At 68.9% G+C, this 18,241-nt stretch carries 17 protein-coding genes; 8 read left to right on the forward strand and 9 right to left on the reverse strand.

The annotated features are described in order from the left end of the window. Positions 1-40: 40 nt before the first annotated feature. Complete coding sequence (locus C7H75_RS11035; RefSeq protein ID WP_005513651.1) at positions 41-727, reverse strand: iron-dependent transcriptional repressor DtxR; 687 nt, start codon at positions 725-727, stop codon at positions 41-43. Positions 728-903: 176 nt separating this feature from the next. On the opposite strand from C7H75_RS11035, the gene C7H75_RS11040 reads away from it, so the two are divergent. Continuing rightward, positions 904-2,178 (forward strand): acetoin utilization protein AcuC, encoded by a 1,275-nt coding sequence (locus tag C7H75_RS11040; protein ID WP_037084333.1) that lies wholly within the window; start codon positions 904-906, stop codon positions 2,176-2,178. Next, positions 2,171-4,867, forward strand: a complete 2,697-nt coding sequence (locus tag C7H75_RS11045; protein ID WP_005513648.1) for a bifunctional acetate--CoA ligase family protein/GNAT family N-acetyltransferase — start codon at positions 2,171-2,173, stop codon at positions 4,865-4,867. Before C7H75_RS11040 ends, C7H75_RS11045 begins: the two co-directional genes overlap by 8 nt. A 99-nt stretch (positions 4,868-4,966) precedes the next feature. Here C7H75_RS11045 and C7H75_RS11050 read toward each other — a convergent pair whose 3' ends face one another. The 3 genes from C7H75_RS11050 to C7H75_RS11060 all read right to left on the reverse strand — a co-directional run bounded on the left by C7H75_RS11050 (position 4,967) and on the right by C7H75_RS11060 (position 7,969). Further along, positions 4,967-5,935: a sigma-70 family RNA polymerase sigma factor gene (locus C7H75_RS11050; protein WP_005513647.1), complete on the reverse strand. Its 969-nt coding sequence runs from the start codon at positions 5,933-5,935 to the stop codon at positions 4,967-4,969. Between the two features lie 151 nt (positions 5,936-6,086). Continuing rightward, on the reverse strand, positions 6,087-7,565 hold the full coding sequence (locus C7H75_RS11055) for a DUF7782 domain-containing protein (protein WP_106851353.1): 1,479 nt from the start codon (positions 7,563-7,565) through the stop codon (positions 6,087-6,089). 47 nt (positions 7,566-7,612) lie between these two features. Then, entirely contained in the window at positions 7,613-7,969 is a 357-nt protein-coding gene (locus C7H75_RS11060; protein WP_005513642.1) for a DUF3099 domain-containing protein, read from the reverse strand. A gap of 59 nt (positions 7,970-8,028) precedes the next feature. Between C7H75_RS11060 and C7H75_RS11065 the strand changes: the two genes are divergently transcribed. After that, positions 8,029-8,265, forward strand: a complete 237-nt coding sequence (locus tag C7H75_RS11065; RefSeq protein ID WP_005513641.1) for a DUF3039 domain-containing protein — start codon at positions 8,029-8,031, stop codon at positions 8,263-8,265. On the opposite strand, the gene C7H75_RS11070 is transcribed toward C7H75_RS11065, so the two are convergent. Continuing rightward, positions 8,238-9,347, reverse strand: a complete 1,110-nt coding sequence (locus C7H75_RS11070) for a YihY/virulence factor BrkB family protein (RefSeq protein ID WP_106851354.1) — start codon at positions 9,345-9,347, stop codon at positions 8,238-8,240. The two genes, C7H75_RS11065 and C7H75_RS11070, sit on opposite strands and share 28 nt — an antisense overlap. A gap of 262 nt (positions 9,348-9,609) precedes the next feature. Between C7H75_RS11070 and C7H75_RS11075 the strand changes: the two genes are divergently transcribed. Further along, entirely contained in the window at positions 9,610-11,346 is a 1,737-nt protein-coding gene (locus tag C7H75_RS11075) for a DEAD/DEAH box helicase (RefSeq protein WP_005513637.1), read from the forward strand. 88 nt (positions 11,347-11,434) lie between these two features. Here the strand turns inward: C7H75_RS11075 and C7H75_RS11080 are convergent, their stop codons facing one another. Beyond that, positions 11,435-11,638 carry a DUF7455 domain-containing protein gene (locus C7H75_RS11080; RefSeq protein WP_005513636.1) on the reverse strand — a complete coding sequence of 68 codons (204 nt, stop codon included), beginning with the start codon at positions 11,636-11,638 and terminating at the stop codon, positions 11,435-11,437. A 246-nt stretch (positions 11,639-11,884) separates the two neighbouring features. Here C7H75_RS11080 and C7H75_RS11085 point away from each other — a divergent pair, with 246 nt between their 5' ends. The 3 genes from C7H75_RS11085 to C7H75_RS11095 all read left to right on the forward strand — a co-directional run bounded on the left by C7H75_RS11085 (position 11,885) and on the right by C7H75_RS11095 (position 14,029). Continuing rightward, positions 11,885-12,253 (forward strand): DUF952 domain-containing protein, encoded by a 369-nt coding sequence (locus C7H75_RS11085; RefSeq protein WP_005513634.1) that lies wholly within the window; start codon positions 11,885-11,887, stop codon positions 12,251-12,253. A gap of 66 nt (positions 12,254-12,319) precedes the next feature. Then, positions 12,320-12,802, forward strand: coding sequence for a cation:proton antiporter regulatory subunit (locus tag C7H75_RS11090; RefSeq protein WP_005513633.1), 483 nt, complete (start codon positions 12,320-12,322; stop codon positions 12,800-12,802). A gap of 21 nt (positions 12,803-12,823) precedes the next feature. Beyond that, the gene (locus C7H75_RS11095; RefSeq protein WP_005513632.1) at positions 12,824-14,029 is read left to right on the forward strand and encodes a cation:proton antiporter; all 1,206 of its coding nucleotides are present in this window, start codon (positions 12,824-12,826) and stop codon (positions 14,027-14,029) included. 15 nt (positions 14,030-14,044) lie between these two features. Here C7H75_RS11095 and C7H75_RS11100 read toward each other — a convergent pair whose 3' ends face one another. Next, positions 14,045-15,424: an RNA polymerase sigma factor gene (locus C7H75_RS11100; protein WP_005513631.1), complete on the reverse strand. Its 1,380-nt coding sequence runs from the start codon at positions 15,422-15,424 to the stop codon at positions 14,045-14,047. 123 nt (positions 15,425-15,547) lie between these two features. Beyond that, a complete protein-coding gene (ppgK, locus tag C7H75_RS11105; protein ID WP_172504522.1) occupies positions 15,548-16,324 on the reverse strand; it encodes a polyphosphate--glucose phosphotransferase in 777 nt (258 codons plus the stop codon). A gap of 144 nt (positions 16,325-16,468) precedes the next feature. On the opposite strand from ppgK, the gene C7H75_RS11110 reads away from it, so the two are divergent. Then, positions 16,469-17,392 carry an inositol monophosphatase family protein gene (locus C7H75_RS11110; protein ID WP_005513627.1) on the forward strand — a complete coding sequence of 308 codons (924 nt, stop codon included), beginning with the start codon at positions 16,469-16,471 and terminating at the stop codon, positions 17,390-17,392. Positions 17,393-17,401: 9 nt separating this feature from the next. On the opposite strand, the gene cei is transcribed toward C7H75_RS11110, so the two are convergent. Further along, entirely contained in the window at positions 17,402-18,082 is a 681-nt protein-coding gene (gene cei / locus C7H75_RS11115) for an envelope integrity protein Cei (protein WP_022595560.1), read from the reverse strand. Positions 18,083-18,241 lie beyond the last annotated feature (159 nt).

The raw sequence follows: 18,241 nt of genomic DNA on the forward strand, positions 1-18,241 counted from the left end.
ATCTCCTCGCGTGCCGCGACCGCACACGCGAAGCGAGGTGTCAGACCTGCTTCACCTGGACGGCGTGGGCCATTTCCTCGGGAAGGTCGAATTCGTCGTGACCGGACGCGGTGATCGTCACCGAGCCCGGTCGGGTCTCGACTGTAACCCTTGCATCGGGGACCACGCCCGCTTCGCGGAGCTGACCGATCAGTTCGGGATCGGACTGCACGTGCTCGGCGAGGCGCCGCACCACCACGGCGGTCGGCTTGCCCGGCGGCACGTCCGTGAGCCGGATGAGCGTCTCCGCATTGCCCACCGGACGGTCGAGTCCCAGATCCGCCAGACCCGGGATCGGGTTGCCGTACGGCGAGGTCGTCGGGTTCTTCAGTACCTCGACGAGGCGCCGTTCGACGTCCTCGCTCATCACGTGCTCCCAGCGGCATGCCTCGGCATGCACCTGATCCCATTCGAGGCCGATGATGTCGACGAGCAGACGCTCGGCGAGGCGATGCTTGCGCATCACCGCGACCGCAAGGTTGCGGCCCTTCTCGGTGAGCTCGAGATGACGGTCACCCGCCACCTGGAGCAGTCCGTCGCGCTCCATGCGAGCAACCGTCTGGCTCACGGTCGGACCGCTCTGCTCGAGTCGTTCGGCGATCCGCGCGCGGAGCGGGACGACGCCCTCTTCTTCCAAGTCGTAGATCGTCCGGAGATACATCTCCGTGGTGTCGACCAGATCCTTCACTCTCACACCCCTTCGTCTGGCGTGATTCTACCGGGCATTCCGGTTTGTCGGTCCCGCTCGGGCGTCGACGTGAAACGCGTCGCTCGGGCGCCGCCCGGAGTGGGCCGCCGACCCGTGCGCCCGACACGGTTCGTGGCGCCTCGCGCGGGCGCCGTCGCGCCAAGTAGCTTGGGTGAATGGCCGTGTCGTCAGGTCCCGGGAGGGGCACAGCAACCACCGGATCGGATCGCGTCGTGGTCTGGAGTCCGGACTATCTCAGCTACCGCTGGAGTCCGCAGCATCCGATGAACCCCACCCGGCTCGATCTGACGATGGCGCTTGCCGACGGACTGGGTTTGATCGACGCGGCGGAGGTGGTCCGCCCCGACGCCGCCTCCGACGCCGATCTGCTCCGCATCCACACCCCCGCCTACATCGACGCGGTCAAACTCGCCGGCGACGGCCCCGACACGGCGCTGCCCCCGGAGTTGGAGACGCGGCACGGACTCGGTACCGACGACAACCCGATCTTCCCGCGCATGCACGAGGCCAGCGCCGTCCTCGCCGGTGGTTCGCTCGCCGCCGCCAAGGAGATTGCGTCCGGCCGCGCCCGCCGCGCGGTGAGCATCGGCGGCGGAATGCACCACGCGATGGCGGACTGGGCATCCGGGTTCTGTGTGTACAACGATGCCGCGATCGCCATTTCCTGGTTGCTGGACAACGGCTTCGACCGGATCGCCTACGTCGACATCGACGCCCACCACGGAGACGGCGTCCAGCACGCGTTTCTCGGCGACCCACGTGTGATGACGATCTCCATCCACCAGCACCCCGCGACGTTGTGGCCCAACACCGGTTGGTCGAGCGAGGTGGGGTCCGGCGCCGCCGAAGGCACCGCGATCAACCTCCCGGTCCTGCCCGGCACCAGTGATGCGCTGTGGCTGAGAGGGTTCCACGCGGTCGTGCCGGCCGCGATCGCCGGGTTCCGGCCGCAGATCGTCATCAGCCAGTGCGGTGCCGACAATCATCGCGAGGACCCGCTGGCCGATCTCGCACTGACCGTCGACGGTCAGCGGGCCGCGTATCTCGCGATGCGCGAGCTCGCCGATCGGTACGCCGAGGGCCGTTGGCTCGCTGTCGGCGGAGGCGGATACGGCCTGGTCCGGGTCGTACCGAGATCGTGGACCCATCTGATCGCGACCGCACTCGACCGTGAGATCGACCCCGCCACGGCGATTCCCGACGGCTGGCGGGAGAAGGCGCATGCCGTCGCGCCGAGCGTCGACCTGCCGACGACGATGGGGGAGGGCGGCGACACGAAGTATCTGCCGTGGGACGGACCGGGAGGAACTCCCGAGACGGGAGTGGCTTCGATGGACCGCGCCCTCACCCGCATCGACGCGGCGATCATCGCGACTCGTCGCGCCACGTTCCCACTGCTCGGCCTCGATCCGGAGGATCCCCGTGACTGACGGCACCGCCAAAGACGGCAAGAAGGTCGATCTCGAACGCGCGCGGAACTTTCCGCGCCACTGGCTCGCCGACGTACTCGCGTCGGACGGGGGTGTCGTCCATCTGCGGCCGATCGTTCCCGAGGACGCCGACAAACTCGTCGAGTTCCACGGCAAGCTGTCCGAACGCACCCGCTACCTGCGGTACTTCGGCCCGTACCCCACCATGTCCAACCGGGACGTCGTCAACTTCACGACGGTCGATCACCGCAACCGCGTCGCCTTCGTGGCGATCCTCGGCGACGAGATCATCGCGGTGGGCCGGTACGAACGCCTGCTCGACGTCGGTGACGGACGCTCGGCGGAGGTCGCCTTCGTCGTGGCCGACGCGCATCAGGGTCGCGGTCTCGGACCGATCCTGCTCGAGCACCTCGCGGGCGCGGCCGCCGAGAACGGTCTGAACATGTTCGTCGCCGAGGTCCTCGCCGAGAACCGCAACATGGTCTCGGTGTTCCGGGAAGCCGGATACCAGGTCAGCCGCAGTTTCGACGGCGGTGTGCTGCGCCTCGAATTCGCGATCGACCCGACCGAGGCGCTGCTGTCGGTGCGGAACTCGCGCGAACGCGCCGCCGAGGCCCGCAGTGTCCGCAACGTGCTCAGCCCGCGGTCGGTGGCCGTGATCGGTGCCTCCACGGACAGCTCCAAGGTCGGCAACGCCGTTCTGGCGAACCTGTTGCAGGGCAACTTCTCCGGGCCCGTGTACCCGGTCAACGCCGAGCACCGATCGGTGCGCGGGGTGCGTGCCTACCCGACGGTGCGCGACATCCCCGACGACGTCGACCTGGCCGTCGTGGCCGTCCCGGCCGAGTCGATCGACGCGGTGCTCGACGACTGCCTGGCCAAGGGGGTCAAGGCGCTCGTGGTCGTGTCGGCGGGGTTCGGTGAGACCGGCCCGGACGGGCGTGACTCCGAGCGGCGCCTCGTGCACGCGGCTCGCGCGCACGGCATGCGCCTCATCGGACCGAACGCGCTCGGCGTCGCGAACAACGACGTGGCGGTGTCGCTGAACGCGACGCTCGCTCCGGTGCTGCCCAAGCCGGGGCGGGTCGGCTTCTTCTGCCAGTCCGGCGCCCTCGGCATCGCGATCCTCGACCAGGCCGCGAAGCGGCACCTGGGCCTGTCGACGTTCGTGTCGGCCGGTAACCGTGCCGACGTCTCCGGCAACGACCTGCTGCAGTACTGGGACACCGACCCGGACACCGAGGTGGTGCTGCTGTACCTGGAGAGCTTCGGCAATCCCCGGAAGTTCTCCCGGATCGCTCGCCGGGTCGCCCGAAACAAGCCGATCGTGGCGGTCAAGAGCGGCCGCCACGCGGTGCCCCCCGCGCTCGCGGCGACGGGGGTCGAGATGGACGACTCGATCGTGCGGTCGCTGTTCGAGCAGGCCGGCGTCGTGCAGGTCGGCTCGATCTCGCAGCTCTTCGACTGCGCACTGCTCTTCGGTTATCAGCCGCTTCCGGCGGGGCCGCGAGTGGCGGTGGTCGGCAACTCGACCGCGCTCGGCGTGCTGGCCGTCGACGCGGCGCGGCGCGAGGGCCTGCAGGTGGGGGAGCCCGTCGATCTCGGTGCGCAGGCCACACCCGAGGTGTTCGCCGACGCGGTTTCCACCGCCCTCGCGTCGTTCGACGTCGACGCCGTCATCGCGGTCTTCGCGCCGCCCGTCGCGGTCGCCGTCGAACCGTACGCGCAGGCGTTGCGGGAGGCCGTCGTCGACACCGACAAGCCGATCCTCACCACGTTCCTCGCCGCCGAGGGCATCCCGGACGTCCTCGCTGTGCGCGGGCCCGACGGTTTCCCGACGCGGGGGTCGGTCCCGTCGTTCCCCGGCCCCGAGCGGGCGGCGCTGGCCCTGGCGCGATCGTGGCGCTACGCGGCGTGGCGGGGCCGGCCGGTATCGAAGGTGGTCCGTCCCAACGGCATCGACTCCGATCGGGCGCGCACTCTCGTCGAGAGCTGGCTGGGGGAGTCGAACGGCCGCTGGCTGTCGGACTTCGAGGCCGCGCAGTTGCTCGAGTGCTACGGCGTCCCCGTGGTGGAGTTCCGGGCCGCCACCACCGAGGACGAAGCTGTCGCCGCGGCCGACGAACTGGGATACCCGGTCGCGGTCAAGGCGACCGGCGAACTGTGGCGACACCGCCCGGACCTCGGTGGCGTGCGGTTGGATCTGGTGGGCCCGGACTCGGTGCGGCTCGCGTACCGGGATCTCGCGGCCGCGTCGGGCGAGCCGCTGCTGCACGTGCAGAAGATGGCCACCAAGGGCATCGGCTGCGTTGTCGGGGTACAGGACGACCCCTCGTTCGGCTCGCTGATCTCGTTCGGTCTGGCCGGCGTGATCTCCGATCTGCTGGGCGACCGGGCGTACCGGGTGCTGCCGCTGACCGAGGACGAGGCCACCGAGTTGATCGACGCGCCCAAGGCCGCGCCGCTGCTCTCCGGCTACCGCAGCGCAGCGCCTGTGAACAAGAAGGCGCTCGTCGACCTGGTCCAGCGGGTGTCGGCCCTGGCCGACGACCTGCCCGAGGTGCGGTCGCTCGCGTGCGAGCCGGTGCTCGCGTCCGCCGAGGGCGCGCAGGTCACCGACGCCCGGGTGCGGATCGGGCCGGAGCTGAGCATGGCCGATCTCGGTCCGCGCCGGCTGCGGGAGTGGTGACCGAACGCCGCGAACCTCCGTGAACGAGAAACCCGGCCGACCTTCCGGACCCGAGGGGGAGGGTACGGAAGATCGGCCGGGAAGCCGGTCGAGAAGGGGTCAGCTCGCGTAGGCGCGCAGACGATCGGCGCGCTCACCCTGACGGAGCTTGCCCATCACCTCACGCTCGATCTGCCGCACGCGTTCGCGGGACAGACCGAACAGCTTGCCGATCTGGTCGAGGGTGCGCGGCTGGCCGTCGTCGAGGCCGTAGCGCAGGCGGATCACCTGCTGCTCCCGCTCGTCGAGGGTGGCCAGGACGCTGCGGACGTCGCTGTGCAGCAGCCCGGCGATGACCGCGTTCTCCGCGGACGTGGCCTCGGAGTCCTCGATGAAGTCGCCCAGCGGCGCTTCCTCGTCGTTGCCGACGGGCATGTCCAGGCTCACCGGGTCGCGGCTGTGGTCGAGCAGGTCCGCGATCTTGTGCTCGGGGATTCCCGACTCCTGCGACAGTTCCTCGTCGGTGGCCTCGCGCCCGAGCTGCTGGTGCAGCTCACGCTTGATCCGGGCCAGCTTGTTGACCTGCTCGACGAGGTGGACGGGCAGTCGGATCGTTCGGCTCTGATCGGCCATGCCGCGCGTGATCGCCTGACGGATCCACCACGTGGCGTACGTGGAGAACTTGAAGCCCTTCGCGTAGTCGAACTTCTCCATCGCGCGGATCAGGCCGAGATTGCCCTCCTGGATGAGGTCCAGGAGCGGCATGCCGCGTCCGGTGTAGCGCTTCGCCAGCGACACCACGAGGCGCAGATTGGCCTCCAGGAGGTGGCGGCGTGCTGCCTCGCCGTCCCGGACGATGGTCGCGAGATCGCGCTTCTTGGCCGCGGTGAGCCGCTTCTTGGTCGCGAGCACGTGCGCGGCGTACAACCCCGCCTCGATGCGCCGCGCCAGATCGACCTCGTCAGCGGCCGTCAGCAGGGCTGTACGGCCGATCCCGTTCAGATAGACGCGAACGAGATCTGCGGCCGGGCTCTGGCCGTCCAGATCGGAGTCGATGGTGCGGGGTCGAGTGGTGCCGGGGCTTGTCATGACCTGCCTCCTCGTCGGGGTGTCTCATATCCCTCAACGCTTCGACGGTCCGGGAAAGTTCCCGAGACGATTCGTCGTCGCCGCCCCTGACCTGCGGGTATCGCCGAGGTCCCCTGAGAAGTTCCTGAGAAGGTACGTGCCCGGGAACGCGTCAGGCGGGTTCGATCAACCCGTGACGCACCAGCGAGTGCACCAGCGGTATCGCGGTGGCGGCCAGCGACTCCTCGTCCTCGTCGTGCGCGAAGGCGAGTAGCGTGACGAGTTCTTCCAACACCAACCCGTCACCGCGCATTCCCGCGAGCAGCGCGGCCGCCAGATCGTCCACCTCGTGCTGCCACTGCGGGCCGTTGCCGCGGTGCACCCGCGTGACCACCTGCTTCCAGCCGTCGTCGCCGGGAAGGAAGACCCGTTCGAGGGCAGTGTCGGGGCGCACCGTGAAACGCGACGCGAGTACGTCGTGCTCGCGCAGCCATGCCAGCCGGTCGAAGTAGGCGAGTGCCTCGTCGCCGAGCGGATCGCTGAAACCGTGCCGCAGGTCCTCGCACAGGATGTCCGACGGCGCGTCCGTCCGCCGGAGGTAGACGAACCCGAATCCGACCCCCTCGACATCGGCTTCGGCGAGATGATCGAGCCACGCCTCGGCGCGGGCCTGCACCGCCGGATCTCGCAGATCGCCGCCGCCGTCGCGCAGCCACGTCCCGACGTAGAGAGCTGGATCGGCGACGTCACGCTGGACGATCCACGCGTCGACGCCGTGAGCGGGCAGCCACGACGCCACCCGGTGGCGCCAGTCCTCGCCGTCGACGTGCAGCCACGACGCGAGTATCGCGGCCGTCCCGCCCGGTGCGAGATGGTCCGCGGCTTCGGAGATCATCAGTTCGCTCGCGCCGTCGAGGTCCAGACCCGAGTCGCGGTAGCTGTTGACCACCCGGGCCTCGCTGACCACGAACGGCGGGTTCGCGACGATCTGATCGAAGGTGCGGCCCGCGACCGGCTCGAACCACGAACCCTCGAGGATCTCGAAGTCGAGTCCGTTCAGTGCCGCGGTGGCCGCGGTCAGGTCGGTCGCCCGCGGGTTGACGTCGGTTGCCGTCACCGTGCCCGCATAGTCCGCCGCGCGCAGCGCCTGGATGCCGCATCCGGTGCCGACGTCGAGCACGGTGCCGACCGGACGGGTGGGGGTGCCCTGCAACAAGGACAGGGACGCGTGACCCACACCGATCACGTGGTCGTCGGCGGTGGGGCGAGTCCGCATCGAGCCGTCGAGGTCGGACAGCACCCACCGGTTGCCGGTGCCCAGATCCAGCGGGCGCAGATCCAGTTCGGCCCGCACGGTGTCGCCGTCACGCGACAGCAGGCCGGCGGCGACGGCGTCGTCGATGTCGAGAGGGCTCAGCGCGGACGCGACGTCGGCGACGTCGCAGTCGTCACCGAGCAGGAACAGTCGAACGAGAAGACCGAGATCGCCGCCGGCCGCGGACGCGCGGCGGACCGGTACCGGCTCGTGCCGGTCCAGGGCGGCGTGGGCCTGCGGGCCCAGGAGGTCGAGAATCGAGTCGGTGTCGAACTTGCAGCGCGTGAGCGCCTCGCGAAGGGGGCCGCACACGGACAGCAGGAGATCACGGGTCACGCGAGCATTGTTGCAGCAGGCCGGTCACGACCGGTCGGCCGCGCGAGTCAACCCTCGATGGTGCGGTCGTTCCGCGACTCGATCGCGCGGGACGAGTTGCGGTTGTCGTACCGGCTGGGTTCGTCCTTCGAGCGCGGTGGCCGGTCGTTCGCGATGAGGACCGCGATCCACGGCAGCGGAATCGACAGCGCGATGATGCCGACCGAGATCCAGGCGTTGCCGAACGCACCGTACGCGAGCGCCGCGAGAATGAGCGCGGGAATCCGGAACGACATGATCGTCAGGTACTTCTTCACGCGCGCTCGGTGCTGATCCTCGATGGACTGCTGCGCCTCGGTGATCAGTGCCGGGTGGCGGGGTGTGCCGCTCTCGGCGGAGTCGCCGAACCCCGATGTTCTCGCCATGGTTCCACTGTTCCACTCTCGGGCGGCAATTGCACATGCGCTTGCGGCATTATTGAGGGGTGAGCACTTTGACGAAGGAACGTCCCGACACCACCACTGACGAGACGACGGACGACGACACTCCCAAGTTCTTCCACTACGTGAAGAAGAACAAGATCGCCGAGAGCGCGGTCATGGGAACGCATGTCGTCGCGCTGTGTGGCGAGGTCTTTCCGGTGACCAAGTCCGCCAAGCCCGGGTCGCCGGTGTGCCCCGAGTGCAAGAAGATCTACGACGGGTTGCGCAAGGGCGACTGATCCGTCGACTCCTCGGTGGATGCGTCGACCTCGGGCGTGTCCACCGATTCGGTGTCCTCGGACTGTGAGCGATCAGACGTGAAGCGGATCGGTCCGGTCGTGATTCGCCTCGTGATCGCGGTCACCGGTCCGGCTTCGTCCGACGCATCGATCGCCGCCTGCGCGGCGATCCAGTCGCGGACCTGCTCCATGCGGGTCGCCCGGGCGGGCCAGAACTCCTGGATGGTGGCATTGAACTCTGCGCCGAGCACCACCGCGAATCCCAGGAAGAACGTGAAGAGCAGGAACGCGATGGGCGTGGCGAGCGCGCCGTAGGTGTAGCCGGTGCCGGCTATCGCGCTCAGATACCAGCGCAGAATCGTGCTGGCCGCCATGAAGAACACTCCCGCGAGCAGTGCCCCGCCCAGCAGTCGGTGCCACGGCAGCGACTTCGGCAGCGCAACCTTGTACAGCGTCGTCAGGCCGATGATCAGCAGCAGGCCCACCGCGGGGTAGTAGAACGCATCCACCATCTCCGTCCCGACCGTGTGCCACGATTCCGGCAGCACGCGGCCGATAATCGTCGGGCCCAGCGCGACCAGCGGCAACGTGAAGACCGCGAGGATGAGGAACCCGACGTAGAGCAGCAGCGCGAAGACGCGCTGCCACACCGGGTGCCGGGCATCCTGCTGGCCGTGGGCCTCGACGATCGAATCGACGAACGTCGATATCGCCGACGACCCCGCCCACAGCGACAGCAGAAATCCTACCGAGATGATCTCCGGCCGCCCGCGCCCGAGGACGTCGCCGACGGTCGGCTGGATGATCTGGTCGACGACGTTCTCGCTGAACACGGTGTGGCTGAACGTGATGATCTTCGACTGGATGATCTCGACGGTGTTGGGGCCGAACCAGCCGCCGACGTAGCCGAGGCTGCCGAGCAGGCCCAGCAGTAGCGGGGGCAGCGAGAGCGTCTGCCAGAACGCGGCCGTGGCGGACTTGCCGAAGATCGAGTCGTCCCAGGCCTTGCTCGCGGTCCGGCCCACGACCTGAGCGCACCGCTTGAACGGTCGGTGCTTCTTCGCTGCCGGAGTCTCGCCCATGATGCTTCCAGGATTCCTGACGACGCGCCGAGATGCTCGGTGGGGTGCGGCCGTGTCGGCACGATTCCGTCAGCGGGTGCTCACCTGCCGCTTCGGTCGGCGCCCCGAGCTGATGCTGAAACGGTCGGTGTCGGGCGCTAGGCTCCTCGGGGGTCGTTGCCGGAGATCGGGGCTCCGAGACCGTGCCGTGGCAGCAGCCGTGACCCCTGTCGGCGAAGCGAGGAGTGGGAACAACTGTGCGAAGACTGTGGCGAGGTGCGATGTGAGCGCTGAACCCGGAACCGTCGAAACTGCACCTGCTCCCACCGGCTCCCTGCGAGCATGGCAGCGGCGCGCCCTCACCAAGTACCTGGCCACCAAGCCGCGGGACTTTCTCGCGGTCGCCACGCCGGGAGCCGGTAAGACCACGTTCGCACTGCGGGTGGCGGCCGAGCTGTTGCGAGATCGGACCGTGGACCAGATCACGGTCGTCGCGCCCACCGAGCACCTCAAGCACCAGTGGGCCGAGTCGGCCGCGCGAAACGGCATCGCGCTCGACTCCAACTTCTCCAACTCGACCGGACAGACGTCGGCGGACTACCACGGTGTCGTGGTCACGTACGCGCAGGTCGCCTCCCACCCGTTCAAGCATCATGCCCGCACGGCGGCGCGACGCACGTTGGTGATCCTCGACGAGATCCACCACGGCGGCGACGCGAAGAGCTGGGGCGACGCGATCCGCGAGGCGTACGGCGACGCGACCCGCCGCCTCGCGCTCACAGGAACCCCGTTCCGCAGCGACGACAGTCCCATCCCGTTCGTCACCTACGAACCGGACAACGAGGGTCACCAGCGCTCGAAGGCCGACCACACATACGGCTACTCCGACGCGCTCGCCGACGGCGTCGTCCGCCCGGTCGTCTTCCTCGCCTACTCGGGTGAGGCGCGCTGGCGCAACAGCGCCGGCGAGGAGTTCGCCGCCCGCCTCGGCGAGCCGCTGAACGCCGAGCAGACGGCCCGTGCCTGGCGGACGGCCCTGGATCCGGCCGGCGACTGGATTCCGTCGGTGCTGGCGGCCGCGAACACGCGGCTCGGCCAGCTTCGTGCAGGCGGCATGCCCGACGCCGGCGGTCTGGTCATCGCGACCGACCAGACCGTGGCCCGCGCCTACGCGAAACAGCTCGAGGCCATCACCGGGGAAGCGCCCGCGCTGATCCTGTCCGACGACCCCACCGCCTCCAAGCGGATCGCGGAGTTCTCCAAGAGCACGCAGCCGTGGATGGTGGCGGTGCGCATGGTGTCCGAGGGTGTCGACGTGCCGCGCCTCGCCGTCGGCGTCTACGCCACGAGTGCCTCGACGCCGCTGTTCTTCGCACAGGCCATCGGGCGGTTCGTGCGATCGCGCGTGAAGGGGGAGACGGCGAGCGTGTTCCTGCCGTCGGTCCCCGTCCTACTCGATCTCGCGAGCCAGCTCGAGGCGCAGCGTGACCACATCCTCGGCAAGCCGCACCGCGAGAAGGACGGCCTCGACGACGAGCTGATCGCGGATGCGAACAAGCAGAAGGACGAGCCCGGCGAGGAGGAGAAGGCGTTCACCTCGCTCGGTGCGGACGCCGAACTCGACCAGGTGATCTACGACGGCTCTTCGTTCGGAACCGCCACGTTCTCCGGGTCCGACGAGGAAGCCGACTATCTCGGACTGCCCGGACTGCTGGACGCCGAACAGATGCGCGCACTGCTGCGGCAGCGGCAGCAGAGCCAGATCGACAAGCCCGCGGCCGCCGCGGAAGCGCCGGTACCTCCACCGGTTCCGCAGGTCGCGGAGCGGGTGGCTTCGGCGGGCCAGCTGGCGAATCTGCGGCGCGAACTCAACTCGCTGGTGGCCATGCACCATCACCGGACGGGGAAGCCGCACGGCATCATCCACGGCGAACTCCGCCGCGCCTGCGGTGGTCCGCCGACCGCGATCGCGACGGTGGAACAGCTCACCGACCGGATCGCGACGCTGCGGCAGTGGTGAACCCGCAAACGCCGAAGCGGGCGGCCACCTGGGTGGCCGCCCGCTTCGGGAACGAGGACGGACGGGGGTCCGCCCGGAGGCTGACGCGTCAGATCGTCGTCGCGGAGGATTCCGAGTCGCTCACGATGGTGGCGTTCATCTCGCGAAGACGATCGGCATGCTCGTTGGCGTGATGCTGGCAGAAGAGGAGTTCTCCTCCGCTCGCGAGCACGGCGCGCACGCGGGCTCCGGCGCTGCACCGGTCGCACCGGTCGGCAGCGGTCAACGGGGGGCTGGTCAGTGTTCCGGGCATGACTCCTCCGAACTGGCTGCGGGCTCGCACCCACCGCCTGGGGTCTTCCGCCGCGTCGGGGGTGACGCGGTAGGTCCACTCTGTCAGACGTTCGACTTGATCGGGTTGTTCCCGATTCGCGCTCGGTGTGTCGTCCCTAACAGCACCCGCTCTGAACTCGCACGATGCGATCGGCGAGGATGAGGGTGTTCGCTGACAGCTGACTTTTGTCGCTGTCGTCCGGGCGTCGGCCGAAAGGAACCGTACATGTCCCGCGCAGGATCCGCCTCCGATGCCGTGCTCGTCCACCTGTGTTCACGAACCGAATGGGACGAGATGCGGAGGACCGGTCACCGCCGCCCGCCCGGTTTCGACGTCGACGGCTTCGTGCACCTCTCGACACCCGCGCAGGTCCATCTGCCCGCGAATCGCCTGTTCGCGGGCAGGACCGATCTCGTGCTGCTGTATCTGGATCCCGCCCGTCTCGGCGCCGAGACGCGGTGGGAGCCGGGCGTGCCGTCGGACCCGGCGTCGATGCGCTTCCCGCATCTGTACGGCCCGCTGCCGGCCGAGTCCGTGCTCGAGGTCACCGACTACCGGCCCGGCGCCGACGGACTGTTTCCACCCGTCGGCTGACCGGACCCCGAGACGCGCCGAGAGGGGCCGCGGGCCGCAGTCGGTGAAGAGCGCTACCGTTTATCCATGAACGTCGAAGTGACGCCGCTGCCCGGTATCGGGGTCCGCAAGGACTTCGCGCTGGCCACCGGGCGGCGCATCGGGGTGGTCACCCACCGTGACGGCCGCACCGATCTGATCGTCTCCAAGCTCGACGACCCGGACGCCTGCATGGCCTCGATTCCGCTCGACTCGGACGAGGCGTCGGTCCTGGCGAATCTGCTGGGCGCACCGCAACTGGTCGCGCAGCTTCGCGAGGAACACCGCGACCTGCCGGGCATCAGCACCCGGCAGCTACCGATCGGCGAGAACTCGCCGTGGGACGGCCGCACCCTCGGCGAAACCGCGATGCGGACCCGCACCGGGGTCTCCGTCGTCGCGGTGATGCGGGCCGGACAGGTGGCGCCGTCACCGAATCCCGACTTCACCTTCACCGAGGGCGACCTCCTGGTCGCGGTAGGTACCCAGGAGGGTCTCGATCACGCCGCCAAGATTCTCGCGCACGGCTGATCCCGGCACGATCGACGCGCGATGACCGGCACTGCACTGGCACTCGTCGAACTCGGCGCTGTCTTCTTCGCCCTCGGGGTGCTCGGCCGACTGGCCGGACGCATCGGCATGTCGCCGATCCCGCTGTACCTGATCGGCGGATTGTGCTTCGGCGAGGGCGGATTCATCCAGCTCGGCGACATCGGCGAATTCAGCCATCTCGCCAGCGAGATCGGCGTCGTGCTGCTGCTGTTGCTGCTGGGTCTCGAATACACCGCCTCCGAACTCGTGACCGGGCTCAGGCGGTCGTGGTTCGCCGGGGTCGTCGATCTCGTGCTGAACGCGGCGCCGGGCGCGCTGCTGGCACTGCTGCTCGGGTGGGGTCCGGTCGGGGCGCTGACCCTCGGCGGCGTCACCTACATCTCGTCGTCGGGCATCGTTGCGAAGGTGCTCGGCGACCTCGGCCGGCTCGGTAACCGCGAAACCCCGGTGGTCCTGTCGATCCTGGTGTTCGAGGACCTCGCAATGGCGGTGTATCTGCCGATTCTCACCGCGGTCCTCGCGGGTGTGAGCTTCCTGGGCGGGCTCCAGGCGGTCGCGATCTCGTTCGCCGTCATCACCGTCGTGCTCGTCGTCGCGCTGCGGTACGGCAGTGTCGTCTCCGCGATCGTGGACAGCACCGACCGCGAAGTGTTCCTGCTCAAGCTGCTCGGCGCGGCACTGCTCGTCGCAGGCTTCGCGTCGTCACTGCAGGTGTCGGCGGCGGTCGGCGCGTTCCTGCTCGGCATCGCGATCTCCGGCTCCACCGCGCGGAACGCAACGCGTCTTCTCGAGCCTCTACGGGACCTGTTCGCGGCGATGTTCTTCGTGGTCTTCGGTCTCAACACCGATCCGACGACCATCCCACCGGTGCTGCTGCCTGCGATCGGCCTGGCGGTCGTCACCACTGCCACCAAGGTGCTCACCGGATGGTGGGCCGCGGGACGTCAAGGTATCGGCGTCATGGGTCGGGCACGCGCCGGTGCGGCCCTGATCGCGCGCGGCGAGTTCTCGATCGTCATCGCCGGCTTGGCGGTCTCCGCGGGCGCGGTGGAGGGTGAACTCGCCGCGCTCGCGACCGCCTACGTGTTGCTCATGGCTGTTCTGGGGCCGGTCGGGGCCCGCGTCGCCGAGCCGATCGTCCGGCTGTTCCAGCCTCCCCGACCAAAAGAGGAAGGGGCCCCGAAGGACCCCTTCCTCACCAGCTGACGTGCTGTCCGGCCTCTAGTCGAGGTAGTCGCGCAGCACCTGCGACCGCGACGGGTGGCGCAGCTTGGACATGGTCTTCGACTCGATCTGGCGGATCCGCTCGCGGGTGACGCCGTAGACCTGACCGATTTCGTCTAAAGTCCGCGGCTGGCCGTCGGTGAGGCCGAAGCGCAGGCGCACCACACCGGCCTCGCGCTCGGACAGGGTCTCGAGCACCGACTGCAACTGATCCTGCAGCAACGTGAAGCTCACCGCGTCGACGGCGACGACGGCCTCGGAGTCCTCGATGAAGTCGCCGAGCTGGCTGTCGCCCTCGTCGCCGATGGTCTGATCCAGCGAGATGGGTTCACGCGCGTACTGCTGGATCTCCAGCACCTTCTCCGGCGTGATGTCCATTTCCTTCGCGAGCTCCTCGGGGGTGGGCTCGCGGCCCAGATCCTGGAGCAGCTCACGCTGGATGCGGCCGAGCTTGTTGATGACCTCGACCATGTGCACGGGGATACGGATCGTGCGGGCTTGGTCGGCCATCGCGCGGGTGATGGCCTGACGGATCCACCACGTGGCGTACGTCGAGAACTTGTAGCCCTTCGTGTAGTCGAACTTCTCGACCGCACGGATCAGACCGAGGTTTCCCTCCTGGATGAGGTCCAGGAAGGCCATGCCGCGGCCGGTGTAGCGCTTGGCCAGCGACACGACCAGTCGAAGGTTCGCCTCGAGCAGATGGTTCTTGGCGCGGTTGCCGTCGCGCGTGATCCAGTTCAGGTTGCGGCGATCGGTGGGGGAGGGCTTCTCGCCCTTCTCCGCCATCTCGTTCATCTTGTGCGTCGCGAACAGGCCGGCCTCGATGCGCTTGGCGAGTTCGACCTCCTCCTCGGCATTGAGCAGGGCCACCTTGCCGATCTGCTTGAGGTACGCACGCACCGAGTCGGCGGATGCGGTCAGCTCGGCGTCCTTGCGGGCCTGGCGGAGAGCCTCGGACTCCTCTTCGTCCCAGACGAAGTCGCCGGACGCCTTGTCCTTCTCGGACGGCTCCTCGGTCTCCTCGTCCTCTTCGACGACGACGTCCTCGACCTCTTCCTCGACGAGGTCGCCGGCAGCGACATCGAGGTCGGCAATGTCGATGTCATCGTCCTCGACGATGTCGTCGCCGCCCTTGGCCGCCTTGGAGGTGGCCTTCTTGGTGGTCTTCTTGGCCGCGGTCTTCTTGGCGGCGGCCTTCTTCGCAGGAGCCTTCTTGGCGGCGGCCTTCTTGGCGGGCGCCTTCTTGGCGGCGGCCTTCTTCGCAGGAGCCTTCTTGGCGGCGGGCGCGCTACCGGTAGTGGCCTCGGCAGTGGAAGCAGTGGTCGCTGATTCGGGGGTGGAATCTGCGGTCTGACGCGTATCGGTGGCTGCCACGTACGCCCTTTCGTGACGGTGTCGTGCGGCGTCACGCCAGAGTGGAATTCCGGCGGAGAGGTCTGTCGGGTTTCGCCGACTCACAGTCGGCCGCCATCCATTGTAACGACAGCTGGGAAATTGTTACGGAGCGATGCCGGTTTCCACTGCGTCGGGCAGGTCGTCAGAGGAGGCCAGCGCCGCTCCGACGATGCCCGCGGTGTTCAGCAGAGCTGCAGGAACGATCGGCGTACGGTTCTCCAGGCGCGGAATCCACTTCTCGTGCTTGCGGCTGATACCGCCGCCGGCGATGAACAGGTCCGGCCACAGCAGGTCCTCGTAGCGCTGCAGGACGCGGGTCACCTCGGCGGCCCACTCCTTGTACGAGAGCCCCTTCTCGTCCTTGACCGACGACGCGGCCCGATGTTCGGCCTCCTTGCCGTCGACCTCCATGTGGCCGAGTTCGGTGTTGGGCAGGAGGACGCCGTGGTGCAGGATCGCCGACCCGATTCCCGTGCCGAACGTCAGCAGCACGACGACGCCGTCGACGTCCTTGCCGGCGCCGAACCGGTCCTCGGCGATGCCGGCGGCGTCGGCATCGTTCAGGACTGTGACGGGTCGGCCGCCGAGGGCATCCGACAGCACGGCGCGTGCGTCGGTCCCGATCCAGGACGGGTCGATGTTCGCGGCAGTGCGGGCGACGCCGGCCGTGACGACGCTCGGCAGGGTGACGCCGACCGGCCCGTTCCAGCCGGCGCGGGCAACGATCTCGGCCACGGTTGCCGCGACCGCGGCCGGGGTCGCCGGTCGGGGCGTCTCGATCTTGATGCGCTCCTCGACCAGTCGACCGGTGGCGAGGTCGACCAGCGCCCCCTTGATGCCGCTGCCGCCGACGTCCACGCCGAATCCGCGTGCGCCCACCACCGTCTCCCTTCGATCGAGACCTCGTCTGCCGAGATGGCCGTCTGCGTCGAAACAGTAGTTGGTTCCGAAGCATTCGGCCGCGTGATGGCAGGTCCGCGATACCGGTGGTGGGGCGGCTCGTGGATGTGGTGCGATACACACATGCACCGCGTGAACAGCTCGCCCGTCGACCGGACCGATTCGAATTCCGCCTCCGTCACCCCCGCAGACCTGCTGCGGGTCGCCGTCGCCGTCGCCGAGACCGCTGCCGAACACGTGCGGGTGCGCCGTCCGGAGGTGTTCGGCGTGATGGGCGCGCGCGTGCACGGAGACGACGGACAGTCGGTGCGGGCGAAGAGCACACCGACCGATCCCGTCACCGTCGTCGACACCGAGGCCGAGCAGTTGATCCGGGGCCTTCTCGCCGAACTGCGCCCGCAGGACGCGGTGCTCGGCGAGGAAGGCGGCGGGGCCCGAGACGTCCCCGAGGGGGTGCGGTGGGTGGTCGATCCGATCGACGGGACGGTCAACTTCCTCTACGGAATCCCCGCATACTCGGTTTCCGTCGCCGCCCAGATCGACGGTGTATCCGTCGCAGGGGCGGTCGTGGATGTCGCTGCGCGTGTGACGTACTCGGCCGCGAAGGGGGAGGGCGCCCGGTTCGTCGACTCGGGTGCTCCCGACGCGGTCGTCGAGGGAACGCTGTCGTGCAACCCGATCACCGACGCCTCCTCGGCGCTTCTGGCCACCGGGTTCGGCTACGGCGTCGAACGTCGCCGCGCTCAGGGGAAGCTGATCGCGGCCCTGCTCCCGCATGTGCGCGACATCCGCCGCGTGGGTTCCGCCGCACTGGATCTGTGCATGGTCGCCTCCGGGCGGGTCGACGCGCACTTCGAGCACGGGCTCAATCCGTGGGACTGGGCGGCCGGTGCCCTCATCGCGAGCGAGGCCGGCGCCCGCGTCCACCTGCCCGGCCCCGACGTCGGCGGCGCATCCGGCGAAGTCGTGCTCGCGATGGCGCCGGGCATCGCCGACGAGCTCGAGGCCGTCATGCGGTCGGTGGGGGCGTACGCGCCGATACCGTGATCGCGAAGGTCAGCAGCGCGCCGTGCGGGCCGCGTCGAGGAGCGCGCTGTCGAGCGGCGCCGGCTCGGCCCCGGCAACCGGATCCTTGAGCGACTTGAGGACCTCGTCGGCGTCGGCGCTGGGGGCGATGTCCTTCGAGTAGGTGCCCAGTGCCAGATCGACGGTCTCGTCGGTGCGGCCGTCCTGGATCAGTTCGGCGCACGGCGCGACGAGCCACAGTGCACTGGCGGCGGCCAAGCCCTGCTCGCCGAAGCGGATCTGGCCGTAGCACTGCAGTGTCTGATCCACGTACACCGGATCGTTGCCGGCCTGCACGTCGGGGGCGCTGGCGAATCCGTACTCGCCCAGCTGCGCTGCCACGTGTGCGGCCTGCCCGCGCTCGCCGCTCGCGTTGAACACGCGCACCTGCGTCGACGACAGTGCCGCGGGGGCCACGTCGAGCAGGGTGCTGCGTCCCACCTTCTCGCCGAGCGGGACGGGCGTGGGAGCGTCCGGCGATTTCGGCTTCACCGGCGGGTTGCAGTCGACGGTGGTCGCGTACACCTCGGGTTCGGTGAGGATGCGAGCCCACACCGTGATGCCGAGGAGCGCCAGAACCGACAGCAGAGCGACAGCGGGTAGCAGGCGACGCCGGGGGAACCGCCGACCCTGATCGTCGGTCGAGCTGCCTTCGGTGATCAGGGAAACCACGGTGTCTGTCGACCTCTCCGTAGATGAACGCGGATTCGATGGCCCGCGGGGAATCGGTGTGGTTCCGGCCACGATCCGCCGACTGCGACCGAACTCCTGATCACTGTAGATCCACGCCCCGCCGCCGTCGCGCACATGCCGCGTCCAGGAATGTCTCGG

The sequence above is a fragment of the Rhodococcus (subgen. Prescottella) equi genome, from assembly GCF_003013675.1.
GTDB classification, from domain to species: Bacteria; Actinomycetota; Actinomycetes; order Mycobacteriales; family Mycobacteriaceae; genus Prescottella; species Prescottella equi.